Annotated in this window: 20 protein-coding genes; 8 read left to right on the top strand and 12 right to left on the bottom strand. The window is 68.3% G+C overall.

From position 1 onward, the window contains the following. Positions 1 to 8: 8 nt before the first annotated feature. Positions 9 to 1,397, bottom strand: coding sequence for a DUF1501 domain-containing protein (locus P12x_RS28975; RefSeq protein ID WP_435008588.1), 1,389 nt, complete (start codon positions 1,395 to 1,397; stop codon positions 9 to 11). Between P12x_RS28975 and P12x_RS28970 the strand changes: the two genes are divergently transcribed. Continuing rightward, positions 1,396 to 1,773, top strand: a complete 378-nt coding sequence (locus P12x_RS28970) for a hypothetical protein (RefSeq protein WP_435008587.1) — start codon at positions 1,396 to 1,398, stop codon at positions 1,771 to 1,773. The two genes, P12x_RS28975 and P12x_RS28970, sit on opposite strands and share 2 nt — an antisense overlap. Before the next feature lie 110 nt (positions 1,774 to 1,883). On the opposite strand, the gene P12x_RS28965 is transcribed toward P12x_RS28970, so the two are convergent. The 3 genes from P12x_RS28965 to P12x_RS28955 form a co-directional block, all read right to left on the bottom strand. After that, positions 1,884 to 2,441, bottom strand: coding sequence for a hypothetical protein (locus P12x_RS28965; protein ID WP_435008586.1), 558 nt, complete (start codon positions 2,439 to 2,441; stop codon positions 1,884 to 1,886). A gap of 148 nt (positions 2,442 to 2,589) precedes the next feature. After that, a complete protein-coding gene (locus P12x_RS28960; protein ID WP_435008585.1) occupies positions 2,590 to 5,307 on the bottom strand; it encodes a PSD1 and planctomycete cytochrome C domain-containing protein in 2,718 nt (905 codons plus the stop codon). A 168-nt stretch (positions 5,308 to 5,475) separates the two neighbouring features. After that, entirely contained in the window at positions 5,476 to 5,718 is a 243-nt protein-coding gene (locus tag P12x_RS28955) for a hypothetical protein (RefSeq protein ID WP_435008584.1), read from the bottom strand. Between the two features lie 359 nt (positions 5,719 to 6,077). Here P12x_RS28955 and P12x_RS28950 point away from each other — a divergent pair, with 359 nt between their 5' ends. Next, positions 6,078 to 7,886: a trypsin-like serine peptidase gene (locus P12x_RS28950; protein ID WP_435008583.1), complete on the top strand. Its 1,809-nt coding sequence runs from the start codon at positions 6,078 to 6,080 to the stop codon at positions 7,884 to 7,886. Positions 7,887 to 7,941: 55 nt separating this feature from the next. On the opposite strand, the gene P12x_RS28945 is transcribed toward P12x_RS28950, so the two are convergent. Continuing rightward, positions 7,942 to 8,517, bottom strand: a complete 576-nt coding sequence (locus P12x_RS28945) for a DUF1579 domain-containing protein (RefSeq protein ID WP_435008582.1) — start codon at positions 8,515 to 8,517, stop codon at positions 7,942 to 7,944. Between the two features lie 222 nt (positions 8,518 to 8,739). Between P12x_RS28945 and P12x_RS28940 the strand changes: the two genes are divergently transcribed. Further along, positions 8,740 to 9,303 (top strand): hypothetical protein, encoded by a 564-nt coding sequence (locus tag P12x_RS28940; protein WP_435008581.1) that lies wholly within the window; start codon positions 8,740 to 8,742, stop codon positions 9,301 to 9,303. A 121-nt stretch (positions 9,304 to 9,424) separates the two neighbouring features. Continuing rightward, entirely contained in the window at positions 9,425 to 10,819 is a 1,395-nt protein-coding gene (locus P12x_RS28935; protein ID WP_435008580.1) for an acyltransferase family protein, read from the top strand. On the opposite strand, the gene P12x_RS28930 is transcribed toward P12x_RS28935, so the two are convergent. From P12x_RS28930 to P12x_RS28910, 5 genes are all read right to left on the bottom strand, one after another. After that, positions 10,776 to 12,908, bottom strand: coding sequence for a HEAT repeat domain-containing protein (locus tag P12x_RS28930; RefSeq protein WP_435008579.1), 2,133 nt, complete (start codon positions 12,906 to 12,908; stop codon positions 10,776 to 10,778). The two genes, P12x_RS28935 and P12x_RS28930, sit on opposite strands and share 44 nt — an antisense overlap. 147 nt (positions 12,909 to 13,055) lie before the next feature. Beyond that, positions 13,056 to 14,195 carry a M56 family metallopeptidase gene (locus tag P12x_RS28925; RefSeq protein ID WP_435008578.1) on the bottom strand — a complete coding sequence of 380 codons (1,140 nt, stop codon included), beginning with the start codon at positions 14,193 to 14,195 and terminating at the stop codon, positions 13,056 to 13,058. A 34-nt stretch (positions 14,196 to 14,229) separates the two neighbouring features. Continuing rightward, positions 14,230 to 14,622, bottom strand: coding sequence for a BlaI/MecI/CopY family transcriptional regulator (locus tag P12x_RS28920; RefSeq protein WP_435008577.1), 393 nt, complete (start codon positions 14,620 to 14,622; stop codon positions 14,230 to 14,232). A gap of 83 nt (positions 14,623 to 14,705) precedes the next feature. Beyond that, entirely contained in the window at positions 14,706 to 15,878 is a 1,173-nt protein-coding gene (locus tag P12x_RS28915; protein WP_435008576.1) for a cysteine desulfurase family protein, read from the bottom strand. Between the two features lie 29 nt (positions 15,879 to 15,907). After that, positions 15,908 to 16,111: a hypothetical protein gene (locus P12x_RS28910; RefSeq protein ID WP_435008575.1), complete on the bottom strand. Its 204-nt coding sequence runs from the start codon at positions 16,109 to 16,111 to the stop codon at positions 15,908 to 15,910. Between the two features lie 233 nt (positions 16,112 to 16,344). Between P12x_RS28910 and P12x_RS28905 the strand changes: the two genes are divergently transcribed. Together P12x_RS28905 and P12x_RS28900 are read left to right on the top strand one after the other, a co-directional pair. Next, entirely contained in the window at positions 16,345 to 17,070 is a 726-nt protein-coding gene (locus P12x_RS28905; RefSeq protein WP_435008574.1) for a hypothetical protein, read from the top strand. 328 nt (positions 17,071 to 17,398) lie between these two features. Then, positions 17,399 to 17,848 (top strand): hypothetical protein, encoded by a 450-nt coding sequence (locus P12x_RS28900; RefSeq protein WP_435008573.1) that lies wholly within the window; start codon positions 17,399 to 17,401, stop codon positions 17,846 to 17,848. A 15-nt stretch (positions 17,849 to 17,863) separates the two neighbouring features. On the opposite strand, the gene P12x_RS28895 is transcribed toward P12x_RS28900, so the two are convergent. Continuing rightward, positions 17,864 to 18,136, bottom strand: a complete 273-nt coding sequence (locus P12x_RS28895) for a hypothetical protein (RefSeq protein WP_435008572.1) — start codon at positions 18,134 to 18,136, stop codon at positions 17,864 to 17,866. 406 nt (positions 18,137 to 18,542) lie between these two features. Here P12x_RS28895 and P12x_RS28890 point away from each other — a divergent pair, with 406 nt between their 5' ends. Further along, complete coding sequence (locus tag P12x_RS28890; RefSeq protein ID WP_435008571.1) at positions 18,543 to 19,616, top strand: hypothetical protein; 1,074 nt, start codon at positions 18,543 to 18,545, stop codon at positions 19,614 to 19,616. A gap of 100 nt (positions 19,617 to 19,716) precedes the next feature. Then, the gene (locus P12x_RS28885; protein ID WP_435008570.1) at positions 19,717 to 19,947 is read left to right on the top strand and encodes a hypothetical protein; all 231 of its coding nucleotides are present in this window, start codon (positions 19,717 to 19,719) and stop codon (positions 19,945 to 19,947) included. Between the two features lie 129 nt (positions 19,948 to 20,076). On the opposite strand, the gene P12x_RS28880 is transcribed toward P12x_RS28885, so the two are convergent. Beyond that, positions 20,077 to 21,165 carry a WD40 repeat domain-containing protein gene (locus P12x_RS28880; RefSeq protein WP_435008569.1) on the bottom strand — a complete coding sequence of 363 codons (1,089 nt, stop codon included), beginning with the start codon at positions 21,163 to 21,165 and terminating at the stop codon, positions 20,077 to 20,079. Positions 21,166 to 21,169: the final 4 nt, after the last annotated feature.

The raw sequence follows: 21,169 nt of genomic DNA, 5'->3' as shown, positions 1-21,169 counted from the left end.
GATCGTCATCACGCGATGATACCCTTCACGACTTCTCCATGCACGTCGGTCAGCCGGAAATCGCGGCCGCTGTAGCGATAGGTCAGCTTCTCGTGGTCGATGCCCATCAGGTGGAGGATGGTGGCGTGGAGGTCGTGGACGTGGACGCGGTCCTCGATGGCGTTCCAGCCGAATTCGTCGGTGGCCCCGTGGATGTGGCCCTGCTTGATCCCGCCGCCGGCCAGCCACATGGTGAAGCCGGTGTTGTGGTGGTCGCGCCCCTTGGAGCCCTGCGAGGTCGGGGTCCGGCCGAACTCGCCGCCCCAGATCACCAGGGTCTCGTCGAAGAGGCCGCGGGCCTTGAGGTCGGCCAGCAGCGCGGCGATGGGGGCGTCGCTCTTCCGGGCGTGGTCGCGGTGGTTTTCCATGTCGGAGTGGTCGTCCCAGGGCTGGCCGTCGCCGTAGTAGACCTGGGTGATCCGGACGCCCCGCTCGGCGAGCCTCCGAGCGATCAGGCAGGCGTCGGCGAATTTCCCCTCGCCGTAGAGGGCGCGGGTGGCGGGGGTCTCTCGGGTGAGGTCGAAGGCCTCGCGGGCCTCGAACTGCATCCGGAAGGCCATCTCCAGCGACTGGATCCGGCCTTCGAGCTGGGGGTCGCCGTAGCGCGATTCGAGGTGCTGCCCGTTCATCCGCTGGAGGAGGTCGAGCTGCCCGCGCTGGGCGTCCTGGCCGAGGTTCTTGTTGGCGACGTGGGCGATGATCGACTTTGGGTCGACCGACTTGTTGTTGATGTGCGTCCCTTGATAGATCCCCGGCAGGAACGAGTTGCTCCAGAGCTGCGGGCCGACCACCGGCTTGCCGGGGCAGAGCACCACGAAGCCGGGCAGATCCTGGTTCTCCGAGCCGAGCCCATAGGTCAGCCACGAGCCGAGGCTGGGGCGGGTCGGCTGGATCACGCCCGAATTCATCATCAACAGCGCGGGCTCGTGGTTGGGCACGTCGGTGTACATCGACCGGACGACGCAGATGTCGTCGGCCCGCTCGGCGAGCTTGGGATAAAGCTCGCTGATATCCATCCCGGCCCGGCCATACTTGGCGAACTTGAAGTTCGTCGGCATCAGCTTGCCGCCGCCGTTCCGGCCCTTCCGGACCGACTCGGGCGCGGGCTCGCCGCTCCGGGTGGCGAGCATCGGCTTGGGGTCGAAGGTATCGACGTGCGACGGCCCGCCGTTCATGAACAGGAAGATCACCCGCTTGGCCTTGGGGGCGAAGTGAGGGAGCTTGGGTGCCAGCGGGTTGTTCGCCGCCCGGGCCTCGGAGGCCAGGACGCCCGCCAGGCCCAGGGCCCCGAAGCCGCCGCCCATCCGTCGGAGCCAGTCGCGCCGGGTCAGTCCGGCGAGGGGATTCGGGTTCGTCATGGCCGATCTCTCCGATTGTGGGGCGTTCGGTTTACCAATCTTCGGGCAATCGACCGAAGAAGATACAGAGGGACTTCCGGGCTTCTCCCACACTCACGATCCGCGCCTCGGAATCTCCTTCGTGGACGAGCCGATTTCGATACTCGCGAACGATATGAACGTTCTCCAATTCCTGATAATCCATCCTTCGTTTCGAGCTGGCCGATTTGATCATATCCGAGACTCGGACAACGGCGCTCTTCTTCATGCCAACCTTCCAGTAGTCCCTCAGGCCCGTCTCAAATTCCGCGAATATCCTGATCAGGTAAGTCGAGTCGAGATTGTCGCGAAAACCATCGAGGTGGGCTTGTTCCAGGCCTCTGTCGGTGAGCGTTGATGAATCCTCCTTGAGTTTTGTATCCAAGCAATCCCGAGCAATGACGGCCACCTGGAACTCCTTCTCGATGGCCTTCATCCGGATGATCCGGTCCAGACATTTGCCCGGTCTCATCCCATCCTCGCCAGGCGCTTCGATACCTCCACGAAGTACTCACGGTTCCAACGACGGGCTTGATCCTCGCCCGGTAGCGGATCAATCATCCACCTGCCGCTTGGTCCTAGGCGGACCATGACCGATTCATAAGCGGGCATGACCGCGAGGTCGAACGACCCTCTCGATGTCATCGTATACCGCCCGACCGGTATCAGAGCCATTTGCGATCCCATGACGCCGTATATCAGTCGGTCCAGCTGATAAGTTCCAAGGAACCGCTCGGTGAGCGTCCACGGATATCGCTTCGTGGGCCAGCCCTCGTTCTCCGCCCATTCGACGGCCTGGTTGATCAAACTGGTTGCGCATTCGAGCCATTCGTCGAGCGTATGCTTTCGAACGATCGTAGCAATTTCCAAAAATGGTGGGAGCGCGGCGTCGACCTGAGCTGGGGTCGCTGGCCCCTTCGGATTGACCTCCGAAGCAACCTCCAGGAACGTGGTGACGTCCCGATCGAGGGCATCTCGGGTTTCGGGGTCCAAGTTATTGAAATCGTCGCGGTCGAACCCGGCCACGGCGCTCTTGGACAGCCAGATGTCGGCCCGCCTCAAGATGCCCTCGAGCTCCTTCCGATCCGTGAAGGGGTGATCGGCATCCACTCGCGGGAGTAGCGTCCCTACCGCCGTCCGAACGCTCAATAAGAAATCATCTTTGGCCATCGGATCAATCCAGGAAGAGGAACTCATTCGCCCCCAGCAAGACCTGGGCGTATTGCTCCCAGCGGCTGAGGGGGGCCTTGGGCTCGTCGGCGGCTTCGAGGAACTCGACGGCCATGCTCACCTCGGGATCGGTCGCGGGGCGGGCGTAGAGGAGCGGGAAGGCCCTTCGGACCTTCTCGGCGACGTCACCGTCCCCCTCGGTCAGTCGGGCGGCGAGGGCCCTGGCCTGACGCTCCATGAACTCGCTGTTCAGCACGAAGAGTTGCTGGAGCGGTACGGCGGTCACGGTCCGCTTGTCGGCGGTGATGTTGGGGTCGGGGAAATCGAAGAGGCGCAAGAGCCCGTCGAGGTTGTGGCGGCTGACCTTGGCGTAGCAGGTCCGCCTCTGGTTGTCGGGCGAGGCGAGGTCGGTCGAGGGGCCGCCGATCGCCGGGTCGAGCCGACCGGAGACCGCCAGCATCGCGTCCCGCCAGGCCTCGACCTCCAGCCTCCGGCGGTTGGCCCTCCAGAGCAGGATGTTGGCCGGGTCGACCTCGGCGTTCGAGGGGTCGTCGGTCGCGGCGAGTTGATAGGTGCTCGAGAGCATGATCTCGCGATGCAGCGTCTTGAGCGACCAGCCCTGGTCGACGAACCGGCGAGCCAGGTAGTCCAGCAGCGCGGGGTGGCTGGGGCGTTCCCCCATCTTGCCGAAATTGCTGGGCGTGCCGACCAGACCTCGGCCGAAATGATGCTCCCAGACCCGGTTGACCATCACCCGCGCGGTCAGGGGATTCTCGGGATTGGCGATGGCGCGGGCCAGTTCCAGCCGGCCGCTCCCCTGGGTGTTGAACGGGGCGGACTCCTCCGGCGAGAGGACTGTGAGGAACCTCCGGGGGGCGTCCGAGCCGGGCGTGGCGGGGTTCCCCCGGAGGAAGACCTTCATGTCGGCCGGCTTCGACCCGTCGGTCAGCGAGTGGACCACGGGATACTTGGCCGGGGCGTCGGACTTGAGCTTCTTGAGGTCGGCCTGCTTCGCCTTGAGCGCGACCTTGACGTCATCAGCGAGATGATTCTCGACCTCGTTCTTGGGGAGGGCGAACAGGCCGTCTTTCGAGGTCAATTCCTGGAGGAACTCGGCCTCGGGTTTGGCGATCCCGAAGACGTCGCGCAGGGCCTGCGTCGTCCGGACCCGAGCCTGGAATTCGTCGGCAATCCGGGCGACCTCGGCCTTGATCTCGGCGAGGCCCGAGAGGTCGGCCCTGGCGTCCTGCCCTTCGACCAGCTTCCGCCAGCCTTCGAGGTGGGCTCGATGGTCGTCGGGCCTGGGTTCGAGGTACTTCAGCCAGCGATCGAGCAGGAAGGTGTCGAGATTCTCCCCCTTGGCGAAGTCGCCGGTCGAGAGGTCGGGCTTCGCCTTCCGGAGATTGGCCAGGGTCCAGGCCCCGACGATGTACCGGGCGGACTGGGTCCCGGCGGCCGACTCGGCCCATCGAGCGGACTCGGCCTTCACGAAGGAGGCGACCTCGGCCGTCTTCGCCTTGATCTCGGCCTGGGCCTTGTCGTAGGCCTCGACGATCTCGGGGGGCGCGGTGGGGTATTCCTTGTAGGCCGTGCTGGAGAAGATGCCGGCCAGGGCGTAGTAGTCGGACGTGGGGATCGGGTCGAACTTGTGGTCGTGGCAGCGGGCGCAGGAGACGGTCAGGCCGAGGAAGCCCCGGCTCAGCGTGTCGACCCGGTCGTCCAGCTCGTCGAAGACGGCGCCTCCGTAGTAGACCGGGCCGAGGGCGAAGAACCCGAGCGCGGCCTGTCGCTCGTCGCGGCCGGGCCCCTCGATGAGGTCCCCCGCGATCTGCTCGACGACGAACCGGTCGTAGGGCATGTCGTCGTTGAGGGCCTGGGTCACCCAGTCGCGATACTTGTAGCCGTTGGGGTACAGGCGGGCCTCGAAGGTGTGCGCCTGGTCCTCGCCGTACCGGGCCACGTCGAGCCAGTGCCGACCCCAGCGCTCGCCGTAGTGGGGGTTGGCCAGGAGGCGGTCGACGACCTTCGCGAAGGCGTCGGGCGCGGGGTCATTCGCGAACGCCTCGACCTCCTCGGGGGTCGGCGGCAGGCCGATCAGGTCGAAGGTGGCCCGGCGGATCAAGGCCCGACGGTCGGCCGGGGCGACGGGATGGAGACCCTTCGCTTTTAACTCGGCCAGGACGAATCGGTCGATCGGCGAGCAACCCCATGCCTCATCGCCGGCGGTCGGGATCGCGGGCGGGTTGACCGGCCGGAAGGCCCAGAAGGCGCGATCCTCGTCGGTGACCTTGCCCGTCTCGGCCTGGGCCGCCGGGCGGACCTCGGCGGTCGACTCGGTCCAGGGGGCACCTTCGCGGACCCACCGGGTGAGGTTGGCGACCTCCTGCTCCTTGAGCCTCCCCTTGGGGGGCATCTGGATGTCGGCCGAGTGGTTGACCGCCTCGATCAGGCGGCTCGCCTCCGGCTGGCCCGGCTCGATCGCCGGCCCGGAATCGCCGCCCCGGACCAGGGCCTCGCGCGAGTCGAGGCGGAGCCCGGCCTTCTGCTTGTCCGGCCCGTGGCAGTTGATGCAGTGGGCTTCCAGGACGGGGCGGACCTTCCCCTCGAAGAATTCGAGCCGGGAGGCCTCGGTATCGGGGGGCGGTGGATCGTCGGCCCGGGCTTGAGGCCGGGAGATCAGGGAGGCCAGGGCGAGGCTCAGCAGCGCGGTCGTCCGTCCCATGGGGTGTGGTCCCTCCGAGGCGGGTTGCGGCGATCGAGTGGAATTCGATCGGCGGGCGGGCGCGACCGGGCCGGGGAACCCGGCCGGTTCACGTTCGGGTATCAGGGTCATCGTAGCCCGTCGAGGCGACCCCGACAACCAATTGTCGGCCGGGTTTCCACCAAATGTTCAAATTGCGGGGAGGTCGGGGGACTCGATCCTTCGGGCGGGTCGGGCGCGGATCGCGTCGCGGCCCGCCCAGCGGGGGCGGAACGTCGCCTCGGGGGTGGGGGCCGGGCGGGCGAGCGGGCCCATGCCCCTGTGGATCGCGAGGGCGGCCCAGATCCGGTCGAGCACGATTCCCGGCCTCATGGACGAGGCCCAAAGGGGAGCGACCGGCGGGAGGGGTCCGTGGGATCGTCGGTCTTGCATCGGCATTCGCGCTCCCTTGTCTTCTTCCCGGCATCCCGGCCGGCAGGCCCCCGGACCGAGGGGCGTGCTTGCCGGCGATCGGTGCCCGGTTCCGCTCAGGATCGGCCCTGCGGAGTCCCGGCTTGAGGCATCGAATCGGGATTTTTCGGGATAGTCGGTTTGCGAGGCCCGGATTTCCGGATGATTTAGGAGACCGGAGACTGTCGTCGATGCATCAGGTCCGGAGACGAGAGATCCATTCTATGACTAGTTCGAATTGCGATGAGTGGGCGGATCAAGCTCGTTTCCCGGACGAGGCTCACGGAGGACCAACCGCCGACGTCCCTGGCCCTGATGAAGACCTGCCGCGAGAGACCGAGTTGAATGGGAAGTTCCTGGGTCGTGGGGACGGGCGATATCCCCTGGAATCGCGAACCCTTCACTCGGTGCAGTCCATCGAGTTGAGGCCGGACAACCTGGAGTTAATCTTGGACGCGACCAGTTCGCTTTTGCCGTTTCACTTCCTGAGGACGGGGGATCGACTGGGTCGGGCGGTCGTGAAGCTCCTGCGAAGCGACGGCGCCTCGGGATCGGCCTTCCTGGTGGCACCGGGGATCCTCCTGACCAACCACCACGTCTTGCCCGACCCCGGGACCGCCGGGGCCACGATCGCGCTGGCCAATTTCGAGGCATCCTCCCCGGGCGCGGCACCCGGCCGACCGGCGTCGGTCTCGCTGGACCCCGACTCGCTCTTCGTGACGAATGCGGAGCTCGACTTCACGTTCTGCGGGGTCCAGGGCCTGGAATTCCTCGGCTCGATCGGGCTGGACCGGAACAGCCTGAATATCGGGCCCACCGAGACGGTCAACATCATCCAGCATCCTCGGGGGCGGCCCAAGGAGGTGGCGCTCCGCGACAACCGCGTGGTCAAGGTCGACCATGTGGTGGTGCATTACGCCTGCTCGACCGAGCCGGGGTCCTCGGGGAGCCCGGTGTTCAACAACCACTGGGAGCCGGTGGCGTTGCATCACGCCTCGGTGGCGGCCGACTCGTCCGAGCCTTCGGGGCGATTCCTCAACGAGGGCATCCGGATCTCGGCCATCGCGATCTGGCTGGAGATCGAGGAGGTCAACGCCTCCGAGGCCCGCGACCAGCTCGCGAAGCTCCGCGGGATCTTCGGCGGGATCGACCCGCGCGTCGGCTTCTTCGGGGCCCTGGGCCGCCGGGCGTTCGGCCGGAACGCCGCCGAGGTGGTGGTCGACAGTTACCGAGAGGACACCGACGACCTCGACCTGGCCTTCTGGAACATCCGGGGCCTGGAGCTGGCCTCGCGCGACCAGCTCGGCGAAGTCGGCCGGATGATTGCCGACATGGGGATCGACCTCTGGTGCCTGGCGCACGCCGACGGCACTTATGTCGCGGCGCTCCGCGAGCACCTGGAGTCGAACTTCAACCTCGATTACGACTTCTTCCACGAGCCGGCCGGCGAACACCCGGCGCTGGCCTTCCTCTTCCGCCGGAGCAAGTCGCTGGTCGTCGAGCGGAAGTCCTGGGGCGTCGAGATGCCCGACGGGGTCGCGCTGCCTTTACTGGTGACGGTCCGGGCGTCGACCCGGCGATCGGGGACGGTGGCCTTCCAACTCGTGCCGGTGGGCCGCCCGATCTCCGGCGACTCGGCGCCCACGCCCTACGCCGAGGCGATCCGCCACGCGATCCGACGGGGTCACGGCGAGTTCGATTGGGTGGTCGTCGGAGAGGCGGCCGTCGTCTTCGCGCCGGAGAAGCTCCATACCCTGGCCGACTGCGACCGCGACCTCCTGGCCGCCGCCGCCGAGCGTGACGGGGCGATGGCCCTCCTGACCGGCCCGCGTTCCAAGATCTCGCGAGTCTTCGTCTCGCCCAATCTCCGGCCCGCCTTCGGCCTCCCCGAGACCCTCTCGGTGGCCGACGATCGCGAGCTTCCCGCCCTGCTCCGCTCGCTCGGCGGGCATCAGCCGATCGCCCTGAGGCTCACGCTCGATGGCGAGCCCCGGCCCCCCCAGCCCGCATCCACCGTCGTCCATGCCGCCCTGTCCATCCCCGCGAAGCCCACGGACGACGACCTGGAACGGCGAATTCGCGACATGCTCGCCCCGATCCTCGCCCAGTTCCTCTCCGACGTCCGGAACCCGCATGCCCCGGAACCTTGAGGCCGGGATCTGGCCGGGCGCGGGCCACGACCCGGCATGGCCCGCCCGGACGACGTCAGGACTTCCGCCTGGTGTACTCCACCTCCATGAACTTGACCTCGTCGCCACCCCCGTCGAATTTCATGTAGAGCGTGAAGACACGCTTGCCGTCTTCCTTCGTCGTGGTGACCATCTTCTGGGTGTACTTGGTCTTGGTGCTGGGGTCATATCCGTCCCCCTCGAAGGTCATCGTCCTGGTCTTGGCGTCGTACGTCCCCTCCAGGATCGAGAGGGAGGGGCTCATCGAGTCGATCCAGGTGCCGACGTACTTCTTCTTGGCCGAATCGTAGCCGAATTGCCCGCGCCCCTCGAACTTCGCGTCGCCGAAGCTGCCTTCGAACTTGGAGAGGACCCAGAGTCCGCCGGGCATGACGGTGTTGACCTCGGTCCCCTTGCTGACCATCGGCTCCGCGTCGGGCCCGGCCACGAACGACTTGATCGTCGCGTCCCAGGTGCCCTCGTCCTCGGCCAGGATCTTGTGCTCGGCCATCGGCTTCGGGGGCGGGGGCGGCTCCTGAGCGGTCGTCATCGGCGGGCATCCCAGGATCGAGGCCGTCAGGCAGAGAAAGGCCAGTGGCTTTTGCAGATTCATGACGTGTCTCCTTCTGGACAAACGACCAGGATTTGAGCAGCCGGGTATTGTGGACGTTTGTTCCATCCCTGTCCAGCGTCAAATTGTTAAATTTTATCGGTTGCGGAGGGGAGCGGGCCGGGTGATCGTGGGAGGGCGAGCCGGCCCCAAGAAAACCTCCCTTCGCTCGTTGTGTGGAAGGCGGGAACTCCTCGACTCGAACGACCCTGGCAGGAGACTCTGATGAGACGATTCCTCAAGATTGGGCTGACCGCCCTGTTGGCAGCCCTGGGCCTCTCCGGCGACGCGCCGGCCGACAATCCTCCGCCTTCCGAGCCGGTGATCGCCCGGACCCTGATCGCGGTGGTCGACGACTTCATCGTGGACATCTACCACAACGGGGTGAAGGTTCCCGACGACCGGAGAGAGCTGGTCGATGAAATCCACGGGGCCACCGTGGAGCGGATCACTCTCGATGTCCGACGAGGGGACTGGCTGGTCTTCAACGTGGTGAACAACCGGCTTCGATGGGGGGGCACCCAGTATTTCGCCGTCTCCGGCCGGGGCGACTCTGGCGTGAGCGTGATGACCGAGCCGGATTCGGGCCGCTGGTCGGTCTGCGACGATCCCTCCGAGGTGAAGTGCTTCATCGCCGACCGCGACCATTGGGCCGGCCACCGGGCCTTGCCGATCGCGTTCCCCTGGGGGGAGGGGGATTCCTTGATGACCCGGCACGCCGACGGCTGGGCCGGCAAGCCGGTCTGGGGGACCTCGCGGAACACCTGGATCAAGTTCATCGCCCGGTAAGCCGGCGGGCTCGACCATCTCGGACCGCTCAAGGCGGCCGGGGCCGGGGGCCGATGATGAACGGGGTGGAATCTCCTTCGCGACCCGGGATGACGGGCGGGCGGCCCCGGAGCATCGACCGTTGATCGAGACCGATCCGTCACGTCGGGGGGCCCACCCCAGGCGTCGTGAAAAGCCCAGGCCGAGCCGGGAGCCCGTCGGGAGTCCCGGATCTCGCCATCGTCTATCCGAGTTCGACGCCCTGAGGGCGACCGCGATCCTGCTGGTCGTGACGCTCCATTCCGCCCTGGCTTATACCCGGCTCGACATCCCCCGGCTCCTCTGGGGGGTCCGCGAGCCTTCGGTGCACCGGGGCTTCGACCTCTTCAGCTGGTGGGCGATGGGGGTTTCGGTCCCCCTCTTCTTCGCGATCAGCGGCTTCTTCGCCGCCGAGGTCGAGCAATCTCGAGGGCCTTCCGCCTTCCTCCGGAGCCGGGTCCGCCGGGTGATCGTCCCGATGCTCGCGGCCGGGCCGATCCTCCTGCCGCTCTGCTTCTTCGCCTGGACTCTCGGATGGCTGGCGACCGGCCGATGCACCTTCCACGAATTCCGGCGGATGCGGTTCCTCGACCCCGCCATCATGTCCGACCTCTACGGCCCCGCGCACCTCTGGTTCCTGCTCTACCTGGCCCCGATGCTCCTGGGGTTCGGCTGGCTCCGGAGGTCGAAGCTCGATCGCGACGAGGCCCGCGAGAAGATCCGGGTCGACCTGGCCTCGAAGAAGAACCGGATCCGGGCGGCCCGAGGGCTTCGCCGGAAGAAGGTCCGCTTCGACCGGAGCACCGCCGAGGACGAACCCCAGGCCTGGCGTTGGCTCCTGGCCCCCTGGGCCCCGATCGCGTTGGCGATTCCCTCGATAATCCTGATGCGGATCGGTCGCGAGGTCGCTGGGGTCGACCTGTCGCTGGATCGCCACAATTCCTTCTTCCCGAACCTGATCCGGCTGGCCCACTACGGGACGTTCTTCGCGATCGGGATCGGATTGCACCGGGTCCGCGACGGGCTTGGGATCCTGGCGGCCCGAGGGTGGTGGATCCTGGCGGCCTCGGTCCCGGTCTTCGCCTACCGGGCCCGGCTCCTGCCCCGGGATTGGTCGGGGACGATGAGCGGGACGGAATCCTGGGCCCTGGCCCTGACCGGGGCCCTGTTCTCGTGGCTGGCCGTTTTCGGCCTGATCGGGGTCTACCGAAGGCACTGCGCCCGCAGGTCGCAGGTGATCCGCTACCTGGCGGAGGCGTCCTTCTGGCTTTACCTGGCCCACATGCCGGTCGTCGGGTTGATCCAGGCGGCGCTCGTGCCGACCCAGGCCCCGACGACCCTGAAGTTTGCCTTCACCCTGTCGGCAACCCTGGCCCTCGGGCTGGCGAGCTACCACGTCCTGGTCCGCGGGACGAAGCTCGGGCGGTTCCTCGGCGGCGGCAAGGGTCGGGCGGTCACCCCTTCCCGGGATCGGCGGGCTTCGAGCCCCGCTCCCTGATCGCCCGCTCGACCTGTTCGAGCAGCGGCGTCCCTTCGAGGCTGGCGTCGCGGGCGACCTCGTCGAGCGTCGAGGTGAGCCTGGGGTCTCCGAGGCTCGAAAGTGCCCCGAGCGCGGCCTGCCGGACCGGTGCCGAGGCGTCGGCGTCGGCCAGGAGCCCGGCCAGCCGGTCGCGGGTCGGTCCGTCTTCGCGGCTCGGCCGGCCCAGGAGTCGGGCGGCCGCCCTGGCGGCGGCGATGACGATCTCGTCTCGACGGGAGCTGAGCGCCTCGCGGACGATCGGCAGGGCCTCGGGCGTCCCCAGGTCGCCCAGGCCGATCAGGGCCGAATCGGCGAGCGGATCTCCCGGGGTCCGGGCGATCTCCAGGAGCCTCGGGGCGATGTCCGCCTGCCCGAGCCGGGCCAGGCCTCGGATCGCCGCGGCGTTCCAGGTGAGGTCGTTGCTGGTCTCCCAGATCCGTCGGAGTTCGGGAATCGTGCTGGGCTCGCCGATCGCCGCGACCGCCCCCACCGCCTCTTCCAGGAGGGCGGCCTGCGAGAGGTGTTCGATGGCCTGGGCGTAGCCGTCCCGGAATCCGTGGCGGCCCAGGAAGGCGACCAGCCGGAGCTGCCGGGAGAGGTCGGGTTCCTCGATCAGGTGGGGCCAGAGGGCGCTGGCGGCCTCGTCGGTGTTGATCTTGACGAGGGCCTCGATGGCGGAGGCCCGGACCTGCCACTGGCGGGGGTCGAGCAGGGTCGCGATGGCGGGGATCAGGCGAGGGTCGGCCACCTTCGCGCAGGCCTGGGCGAAGGCCAACTGCTCCTGGGAGCCGAGGGGCCGTCCCCCCGCCTTCAGGAGCGCCGGGGCGGCGACCTCGGGCGGGAGGTCGCCAAGTCGGGCGATCTCGGGCGAGGTCTCGAACCCGGCCTTTTCCTTCCGCTCCAGGCGGCTCGAGATCAGCCCGACGGCCTTCATCGGGTCGAGTCGGGCGATCGTCCGGCCCGCAGCCTCCTGGATCTCGGCCGGGGCATCGAGGCGGAGCGACTCGTAGGCCCGGGCGGCCTCGTCCTTGCGATCGGTCGCGCCGAGCTTGCCCAGGGCCCGGAGCCTCGCGGCTTCCTCGGCGAAGGTCGATGGGGTCGGCTCGGCGTCCAGCCAGGCCAGCGCCTCGGGAGACTTGCGGATCGCCGCGAGGTCCGTCGCCCCGAGCGCGTCGATCACCGCCACCCGGGCGGCCACGTCGGACGTGGAGTCGCCGAGCGATGCGATCAGCGCCCGGGCGGCCTCGGTCGGGAATGGTCGGTTTTCCGACGGGTCATCGAGCGGTTTCGGACCGGGGAGCGAGTCGAGTAGCGACGAGAGGCTCCGGGCGGCGACTTCGCGGAGGGTCGGGGAGGCGGCCTTCAGGTGGGGCAAGATCGCCTCGGCGATGCCGGGGTCTCGGCTCGCCAGGAGGGCCCGGCGACGGAGGGCCAGCAGGAGCGGGGTCGCGTCCCGCCCCTTGGCCCGCTTCAGGCCGTCGACCAGGAGCGAGACCCGTTCGCCCCGGTCGCGACGGCGGGTCATCTCGATCAGGACCTCGGCGGAGGCCAGCAGCGGGTCGTCCTTGCCATCGAGCCGGGGGATCGACTGGCCGAGCGTGGTGGCCCCGTTGCAGTTGAAGTAGTTCTGGCCCTGGCGGGCCAGCAGGACCAGCATGAGCTGGCCCCGGGACAGGCGGTCGGATCCCTCGGCGAACCGGTAGATCCCCAGGTCCTGGCCGGTCATCAGCAACTCGCCCCGGGCGAAGATCCCCTTGAGGACCCGGACCGGCTCGAACCGGTATTGCTGGGTGACCTGCACGTTCTGACCGCCGTGGACGATCTTTGTCTCGGTCACGTCCACCAGGCGGACCGCCAGGATCAGCTCGGCCTGCGCGACGGCGGGTTCCAGGTCGAGGACGTCCGGACGGTTGATCGGGGCCGGCTGGCTCGGCGTCTGGGGGACGGCGAATCCGAGGTCGTCCGTGCCTTTCGACGTCGCGAACCCGCCCGGAAACTGGGATCGGGATGCCGTCGCGAACAGGGCCAGCAGGCAGACGCCCGCCGCCGTCAAGGCGATCGGCCACAACCGGTAGGCCCTCCGAGGATTCGAGGCCTTTTGCGGAGCTTCAGAGGACGAATCAAACATGAGATGATGACTCCGACGAAGCGACGAGGGTGCCGGCCGGGAACCGGGTCCCGGTCGATCCGGATTCGGATATCGGGCGGTCGAGGCTCAGCCCCCGTCGCATCCCCCGGTCCAGGACCGGGCGACCGGTGGCGGTGGGGTCTCGACGGGACAACACATCACCGAGATCGAAGGATCAAAAATCGTCGGGATGGGCTCGATCGGGTGGACATGGGGCACGATGGCGGGAGGTCCGGAAATGGCGATGTCGTGGATCGGTGCCAGCCCCAGCCCGACCACCAGCACCACGGCGACGACCCCGGCACCCAGCCGCCATCGACGAGGAGAGGTCGGCTCGACCTGGAAATCCCGATCCAGGAGCAAGGCCACTCGACTCCCGAGCGAAGATTGCCCCCAGAGGCCCAGCGATGGCACGAATCGATTCGCGAGCCGCCCCTCGCCCGATCGGGCCCAGCCCAGGAGGGCCTCGGCGTAGGCGATCCGACCGTCAATCCCGGCGGCCGACGCATCGGCCAGCGCCTCCTGGTCCTCGCGAATCCGCCGACGGAGCCAGAAATAAAGCGGGTGGGCGAACAGGATCGGCAGTAGCAGGCGAGTCCCGGCCAGCAACCAGAGGTCGCCATTCCGGATGTGGGCCCACTCATGAGTCAGCGCCGCCTCGATCCGGCCCTCCGGCTCGGCCTCGACGAACCGGATCGGAAGCAGGATCGAGGGTCGGATCAGGCCGACCGCGACCGGATGGGCCAGCTTCGGGGCGAGGATCAGGCGAGGCGGTCGCCCCCCCTGCCCCGCGACGCGATCCAGGATTTCCCGGAGTCGACCGGGAGCCTCTCGCGAGTCCCGGTGGACGCGAACCGACGCCAGGGCCCCCAGCGCCAGCCAGCCGACCATCGCGACCGATCCGACCCCGAAGCCGGCGAGCAAGGCCGAGAGCCCATCCCGACCCGGCGGGGCGGCCGTCACGCAATCGCAGGCCTTGATGCTTCGCGAAGCGTCGCCCGCGACGGTCGGGATTTTCTCCCGATGCCCCCCCGGCCATCCCCAGCGGGCCCCGGCCACGATCGGGGACAGCAGCAGGAGGACGACCAGGGTCGACTTCGCGACCAGCAATCGGCGAGCCGGCTGCCTCGACGCCTTCATCGCCAGGCCCGCCAGGGCCAGGACGAGCGTCGAGAGCCCATAAACCTCGATCAGTCCCGAGACGACCGGCTCGATCCCCGGAGTCATCGCTCTCCCCCTTCCCGGTCGCCTTTGCTGCCCACTAGGACTGCCGCAGGTTCTCTCGCTTCGCCTCGGCGATCATCCGTTCCAGGCGATCCAGTTCCTCAAGGCTAGGAGGTCGAGACTGGAGTGCTCTCGCGACATATTCGCCCAGGGCCCCGTCGAACACCTGGTCCAGGAAGCCTCCGGCCAGCTTCCGAAAGACGCCGTCACGCGGGACCGTCGCGAAATAGGCATATGCCTTCCCGGCCGACTCGTGGCCCACAAGCCCCTTCTGCTCCATCGTCTGGAGCAGGCTCAAAACCGTCGTGTAGGCCAGCTCGCCGTCGCGGGGCCGAAGCTCGGCGTAAACCTCGCGGACCGTGGCCTTGCCCCGGTGCCAGAGCACCTTCAAGGCGGCCAGTTCCCGGCCCGTCGGCAGGATCTCGGACATCGGCACGCTCCTCGATATCACCTCGACGGCTTCTATAGTACGGGCCGCCTAGTAGATGTCAAGGGATACCGATGTTCGATCGGTCATTCCGAGAAATCTGGCCCCTCGGCCGTCGCGATCCTCTCGACGACGGCGGCGATCCGGCGGACGGCCTCCTGGATCTCGGCCTCGGTGGTCGAGGCCCCCAGGCTGAATCGGACCGAAGATCGGAGCCGGTCGGCGGGGACACTCATGGCGAGCAGGGTGGGCGAGGGTTCCGAGGCCCCGCTGGCGCAGGCCGATCCCAGCGAGGCCGCCACCCCGGCCAGGTCGAGCTGCATCAACAGGGCGTCGCCGTCGAGGCCGGGGAAGCCGAGGTTGATGGTCTGCGGGAGGCGGCTCGCGTCGTCGAGCGGGCCATTCCGGACCACCCGCCCCGGTCCTAGTCGATCGATCAGGCCCGATTCCAGTCGGTCGCGAAGCCGCTCCCAGCGGGCGACCCGCTCGGCCGCCGCCTCGTGCCATCGGACGAGTGCCGTCGCCAGGCCGACCGCCAGGGCGACCGCCGGGGTTCCCGGGCGGATTCCCCCCTGCTGGTTGCCCCCGAAGAGTCGAGGGGGGAGCTTGATCCCTTCGCGGACCAGGAGGAGGCCCACCCCGGCCGGGCCGTGGAACTTGTGGGCGCTGGCGGCCAGGGTGTCCACGCCGAGGGCGTGGAAGTCGACCGGGATCCGCCCGACCGCCTGGACGGCGTCGGTGTGGGTCGGGACGCCGCGCTCCCGAGCCATCCCGGCCAGTTCGACGACCGGCTGGATCGCGCCGGTCTCGTTGCTGGCCAGCATCAGGGTGGCCAGCCGGGTCCCCGGGCGGATCATCGAGGCCATGACGGCGGGATCGGCCCGACCTTCGTCGTCGACGTCGGGTCGATCCGCGGCGAATCCGTCGGCCTCCAGCTTCGCGACGGCCCCGGCCACCGCCGGATGCTCGATCGGGCTGGAGATGAGGTGGGGGTCGGACGAAGTGTCGATCGCGGCCAGGCCGAAGATCGCCAGGTTGTTGGCCTCGGTCCCGCCCGAGGTGAAGACGACCTCGCCGGTCCGGGCTCCCAGGATCTCGGCGACCTGCTCTCGGGCTTGATGGAGAGCCCGACGGGCCGATCGACCGGCGGCGTGGCGGCTCTCGGGGTTGCCCCCGGCCAGCCAGTGCGGGCGCATCGCTTCCAGGACCTCGGGGTCGATCGGGGTCGTCGCGTTATGGTCCAGGTAGATCGACGACATCGGGGGGCGACCCTCTCCATCTAGCCCGGTCAGCCCAGGCTCCGGAGCGTGAGGATCAGGCCGATGACGAAGACGGGGATGCCCAGGGCCATCGAAGGGCCGGCCCCCAGGGCCACGCCCACGACCATCAACGAGAACCCGAGCCCCAGGCCGGTCAGCCGACTCAGGAAGTCGAGCGTCCAGCCGAGCATGCGGAAAGGCAGCGTCAAAATCGACCAGATCACTCCGAGCATATTTTCCAGCCTATCAGATCGACAACCTCTTGAAAACCGCCGGAGGACTCGCTGACAAGGGGCGGCTCGCGGGGGTATTTGACCTTGCTCGTGTAAGCGATCTCCGGTCCAATGCCGGGGCCCCCTGAGTAGGAGTTCGCCGGCGGCGGCGACTCCTTGGGATCCGGCCGGACATTTCTTCGGGATCGACCGGGGGACCTCCGGCGAAGAGGGCGGCAAGGAGGCCGACTTCGATGCTCCGCCACACGGTATTTGCCCTGTTGCTGATCGGTGCCGCGTTCGCGGGGGGGGCGGCGATCAACGGACCGGGCCTGATCTGGCTCCAGCGGACCGTCCTGGGCGGGCCCAGCATCATCGTCGTCGACAAGCCGCCGGCCGCCCAGGCACCGGCCTCGGCGAAGCCCAAGCAGTTCCCGACCGCCCAGGCCGCGCCCTTGGATGTCGAATTGCCCAGCGTCTCCGGCCCGAAGCCGAAGGCTCCGGCGAAGGAGGCCGGGCCGGTGGTGGCAGCCGAGCCCGCCTCGCCGCCGGAACTGCCCTCGACGCCGACGCCGACACCGGCACCCGAGCCGGTGATGGCCCGGCCGTCCGAACTCCCCTCGCCCGACCTCGGACCTTCGCCCTCGCCCTTGATGGTCGAGCAGCCCCCGAGCGACCTCGGGACTTCGCCCAAGGCCGATGCCGTGGCCCGGCTCGCCTCGGTCGATCCTCCCCCGGGACCGGCGTCGGCCTCGGCCCCGGACTGGGCCGAGATCCGCAAGCGGATGCGACTCCTGGGGATCACCCGCTACTCGATGGAGGCCGAGACCGACGGCCAGGTCCGGTTCTCCTGCGTGATCCCGGTCGAGGGCCTTCGGGCCGTCAGCCAGCAGTTCGAGGCCGAGGGGGATGACGAGCTCCAGGCGGCCGAGGCCGCGCTGAGGCGCGTCACTCTCTGGAAAGCCACCGAGGCGAAGTGACGAGCCCGGCCCCGTCGCCGGGTGTACACAGGGTTTCTGGGGGTTCCCTGCCCCCTCTCCCTAACCCTCCCCCACCAGGGGGGAGGGGACCAGATCCCAGGGGTCGGCGATCCGGACTTCGGCGAAGACCCCCTCCCCCTCCCCTCGCGGGAGAGGGGGCGAAGACCGCGGACCGACGTGAGCCCAGGAATCCGCGGGTGCATCCCCCGTTGCCGGCCCCGCCCAGGATCACTGGCAAGGCCCCCCGTGGCTCGCTAACATGGGGGCTCGCTCACCTCATTGGACGAACCAGCTACGACGCGATATCAGGGTATGGAAGGGGCCGCGCATGGCCGACGATTCGCCGCCCCTCTTGCTGATCGTGACCGGCAGCACGCTCAGGGCCGAGGAACTGGACCGCCCCCTGGCGTATTACCTCAGGCAGCAGATCGAGCTCGCCTCGGGTCGGCTCGACCTGTCTTTTCGGACGATCGTGGTGCCCGATTTTCGCTGGATGAACGACGAGCCGCTCCAGCTCGTGCCGACTATCTCGCTCGGCGGTCCCGGCGTGAATGCGCTGGCCCATCAATGGTTCGAGGAGGTCCCGTTCTCGCTGGCCGTCGACGAGCAATATTGCATCCAGATGGACCCGGATCTGACCGAGCCTCGGGCCAGCATCTGGGGGATGGACAATGCCACCACGCAGATTGCCGTCTCGGTCTTCATCGACCGATTCCTGACTCGATTCCTCGAACACGCCGCCGAGTATATCCCCGGCCTGCCCGATCCCGAGGAGTGATCGGGCCTCGAAGGCTCAGAGTCCCCCGGTCCTCCGCGGCGGTCGAGTGTGGGTCAGGTCGTAGGCCGCGATCGAGCGGAACGAATTCCAGGCCCGTTGGCAGACTTCCGGCCGGGGGATGGCCGGGAGCCGGGTCTCGACGGCCACGCCGATCGGGCCCAGGAATAGCCCCAGGAGCACCCCCTCGGTCGGCCGACGTTTCTTCCGGAGGGCGATCACTCCTCCCAATGCCGAGCACGCTGCCAGGGCGGAGGCGAGCATCATCAAGATCAGGGGCATATCCCACACGGGCGAGCTCCGCGCCTTTGGCGTGCCAGGACGGGACGCCTGGAAAGGACGCCCCGAGCCTCCAGTTTGTAGATTTCTTGAAAGATGCCTCGCGATCCCTCTTAAACATACTCATCGAGGACGGAGAAGCCAAGTCGGCATATCCCGAAGAGGCGGAATCCAATCTCAGGTCAATCTTGACGAATTATCTAAAATTTGTGATGAGAGCATCCGCGCACTAGAGAAGGTAAGGGACGGCCCGGCGTGATCCTCAGGTCGGGCTGTTGTACCTCTCTCGCGATGACCGCGAGGCGTCCCCGGGGCGACGTGGCCCCAGGTTGGCGTCAGGCCGCGGGTTCGTCTCGCTCGCGGTGGGCGAGGCGGCGGTCCGACGTCCTTCTCCACGGACGGGAGGGCGAAGTCGCCCATGAATCGGCAACGAACGCGCGGTTTTCGCTTCGCCCGGCCCCTGGCCGTGGCCCTCCTGGTCATCCATGTCGGGGGCCTTCCCGCCCCCGCCCAGCTCCCCCCCGCCCCGCCCACCCCGGCACGGCTCATCGTCGTCGAGCGGGTGCTGGCGCAGGACCAGGGAGACTGGCAGGTCGACTACAGCTTGAAGAACGCCGGGGCGGCTCCCCTGGTGCTCCCGCCGGCCGAGGTCTACGCCCGGATCGAGGGGTGGCTCTCGAACTCGAAGGTCGCCGCCCACGCGACCCCTCGACGCTCCGAATGCACGATCGACGGGGCCTCCAGCCCATCGGGCTTCGCCGAGGTGGTCGCCTCGGCCGACGAGTCCGCCCGGTGCCGCGAACGCGCGGTGATCCAGCTTCGGACGGGCAAGTCCGCCGAGTCGACCCCGCGTCGGGGGGGCGACCCCGAGCCGCTGGCGACCCTCACCGTCGAGCCCGGTGGGCTCCTCCGGGTCCGACTCCGCCTCGAACACCAGCATTGCCTCTATGGCGAGTATGACCCCTTGCTCGGTCGCCGCGAGCTGGAATTGCGGCTGGGAAGCTCCACCGTCCGCGACGTCCTGCCGCTCGACCGCGAGCAATATCAGGCCCTCCCCCAGGACACCTGGCCCGAGCCGTCGGAGGACCACCGGGACACCCGGCAATATCTCTCCGGCCCCGATAGCCTCCACCTCGAGGCCGATGTCCCGGGCAACCAGTATTACCGGTTCCCCGAGCGGAAGGTCCGCTACTCGACCCGGATGCGCCTGAAATTCTGGTACCTGATCGCCCCCGGGACCGAGGGGGAATTCAAGGCCCGGATCGCCCAGTATCGCGAGAGCCCCAACTCCTGGAAGCCCCTCTCCGACGGCGCCTCCGAGCATTCGTTCGCGACCGCCGGCCGCTGGATCCTGTTCGAGCGGATCATCAAGACCGAGCCCGAGGCCACCACCCTGGCCCTGGACTTCCGGATCGCCAACGCCGAGGTCGGCGAGGTCTGGGTCGACGACGTCAGCCTCACGCCCGTCGATGCCCTGGCCAAGGGGCCGTGAAGCGGCGCCGTGGAACCCTGGAAATTGGGTGGTGTCGCTGGAGCTCAACCGGTCCGGCAGCCGGATCGGGGGGAACCCTACCTGGAGGGAGAGGGCTTAGATGATCGCTCCCTGCGCAATGGTCCGGGGTCACCACCTGAAATTGACGCTCGCGTTCGCGGGCTTCCTCGCGGCGGGGTACGCCTCTCCCGGCCATCCTGGGCCGGTTCCTGGGGGCCGTCCGTCGGATTCGAGCGAGGCCCCGGGCATCGTTCAAGGCATGCTCCAGGACCTGTCCGACGCGCCGTCGAATGATCTGAAGTATCTGGGCCGAAGCTCGATATTGCGCTGAGCCATGCGGTCGGATCGCCTTCCGACCGGGGAAGGTCTAACATCCGAGGTCCTCCCAGACTCATGACCGAAGGCCGGGCCGGACGGCGATTGCCATCCGGCCCGGCCTTTGGTCGTGGTCGGTCGAGGCTCAGAGATTGTGGGTGCGCCGGTCCTCGGGATCGAATTCGTAGAGGCCCAGGAGCGAGTCCTGGCCCCCGGTGGCCAGGGTCCGGCCGTCGGGCGAGAAGGCGATCGAGTCGATGAAGCCATCATGGCCGGTGAGGATGCCCCGGTCCTCGCCGGTCGAGGCGTCCCAGAGCCGGACGACGCAGTCGCCGCCGGCCGAGGCGAGAGTCCGGCCATCGGGGGCGAAGCCCAGGGTGGTGAAGCTGGAGTGGCCGGGAGTCCGGGCCGTTTCCGCTCCCTTGATGAAATCCCAGAGGACGATCCTGCCGTTGTCGCCGCCCTTGGAAGCCCCCAGCCCGAAGGCGAGAGTCCGGCCGTCGGGGGCGAAGGCCAGCCCGTAGACCCGCCTCTGGCCCCGCTCATCCAGCAGGGTGGAACGCTCGCGGCCGTCGGCCATATCCCAGAGCTTGATCGTGCCATCGAAGGAACTGGAGACGAGGGCCCGGCCGTCGGGGGCGAAGGCCAACCCGAGGACCTTGTCGGTGTGCCCGGCCAAAATGGCTCGTTCCTGGCCGTCGGCGAGGTCCCAGAGGCGGACCCGGCCGTCGATCGCCCCCGAGGCCAGGAACTTGCCGTCGAGCGAGAACGCGACCGAGCAAACGGTGCCGGTGTGGCCGGTGAGCGTCATCAGCGGCTGGCCGGTGGTGGTGTCCCAGATCTTCACCTCGCTGCCGGGTCCGGCCGAGGCCAGGAGCTTGCCGTCGGGCGAGTAGGTGATCGATTGGATCGGGGCCTCGGATCCGGTCTCGAACTCCCGGGGGCGGCCCCGGGTCGGGTCCTGGACTTCCAGGCTTCCGTCGACCCGGCCCACGGCGAGCGACCGGCCATCGGGGGCGAAGCTCAGGGCCGTGATCTGGGAGGGCTGGCGATGGAACCGGCCCAGGGGCATCTCGGCCTCGCCGACTCCCGGATCGTGGATCATCAAGGCCACGACGCCGGCCACCAGGGCCATGCCCGCCATGGCCAGGCCGCTGCCGGTGAACACGCAGACGCGTACCGGGCTCCCGCACGCCGGGTTGGTCCTGTCTCGCGGGCGATATTCGTTCAGCATCACG

It is taken from the genome of Tundrisphaera lichenicola (assembly GCF_051175385.1).
GTDB lineage: Bacteria > Planctomycetota > Planctomycetia > Isosphaerales > Isosphaeraceae > Tundrisphaera > Tundrisphaera lichenicola.
This window is presented reverse-complemented; position numbering and strand designations above follow the sequence as displayed.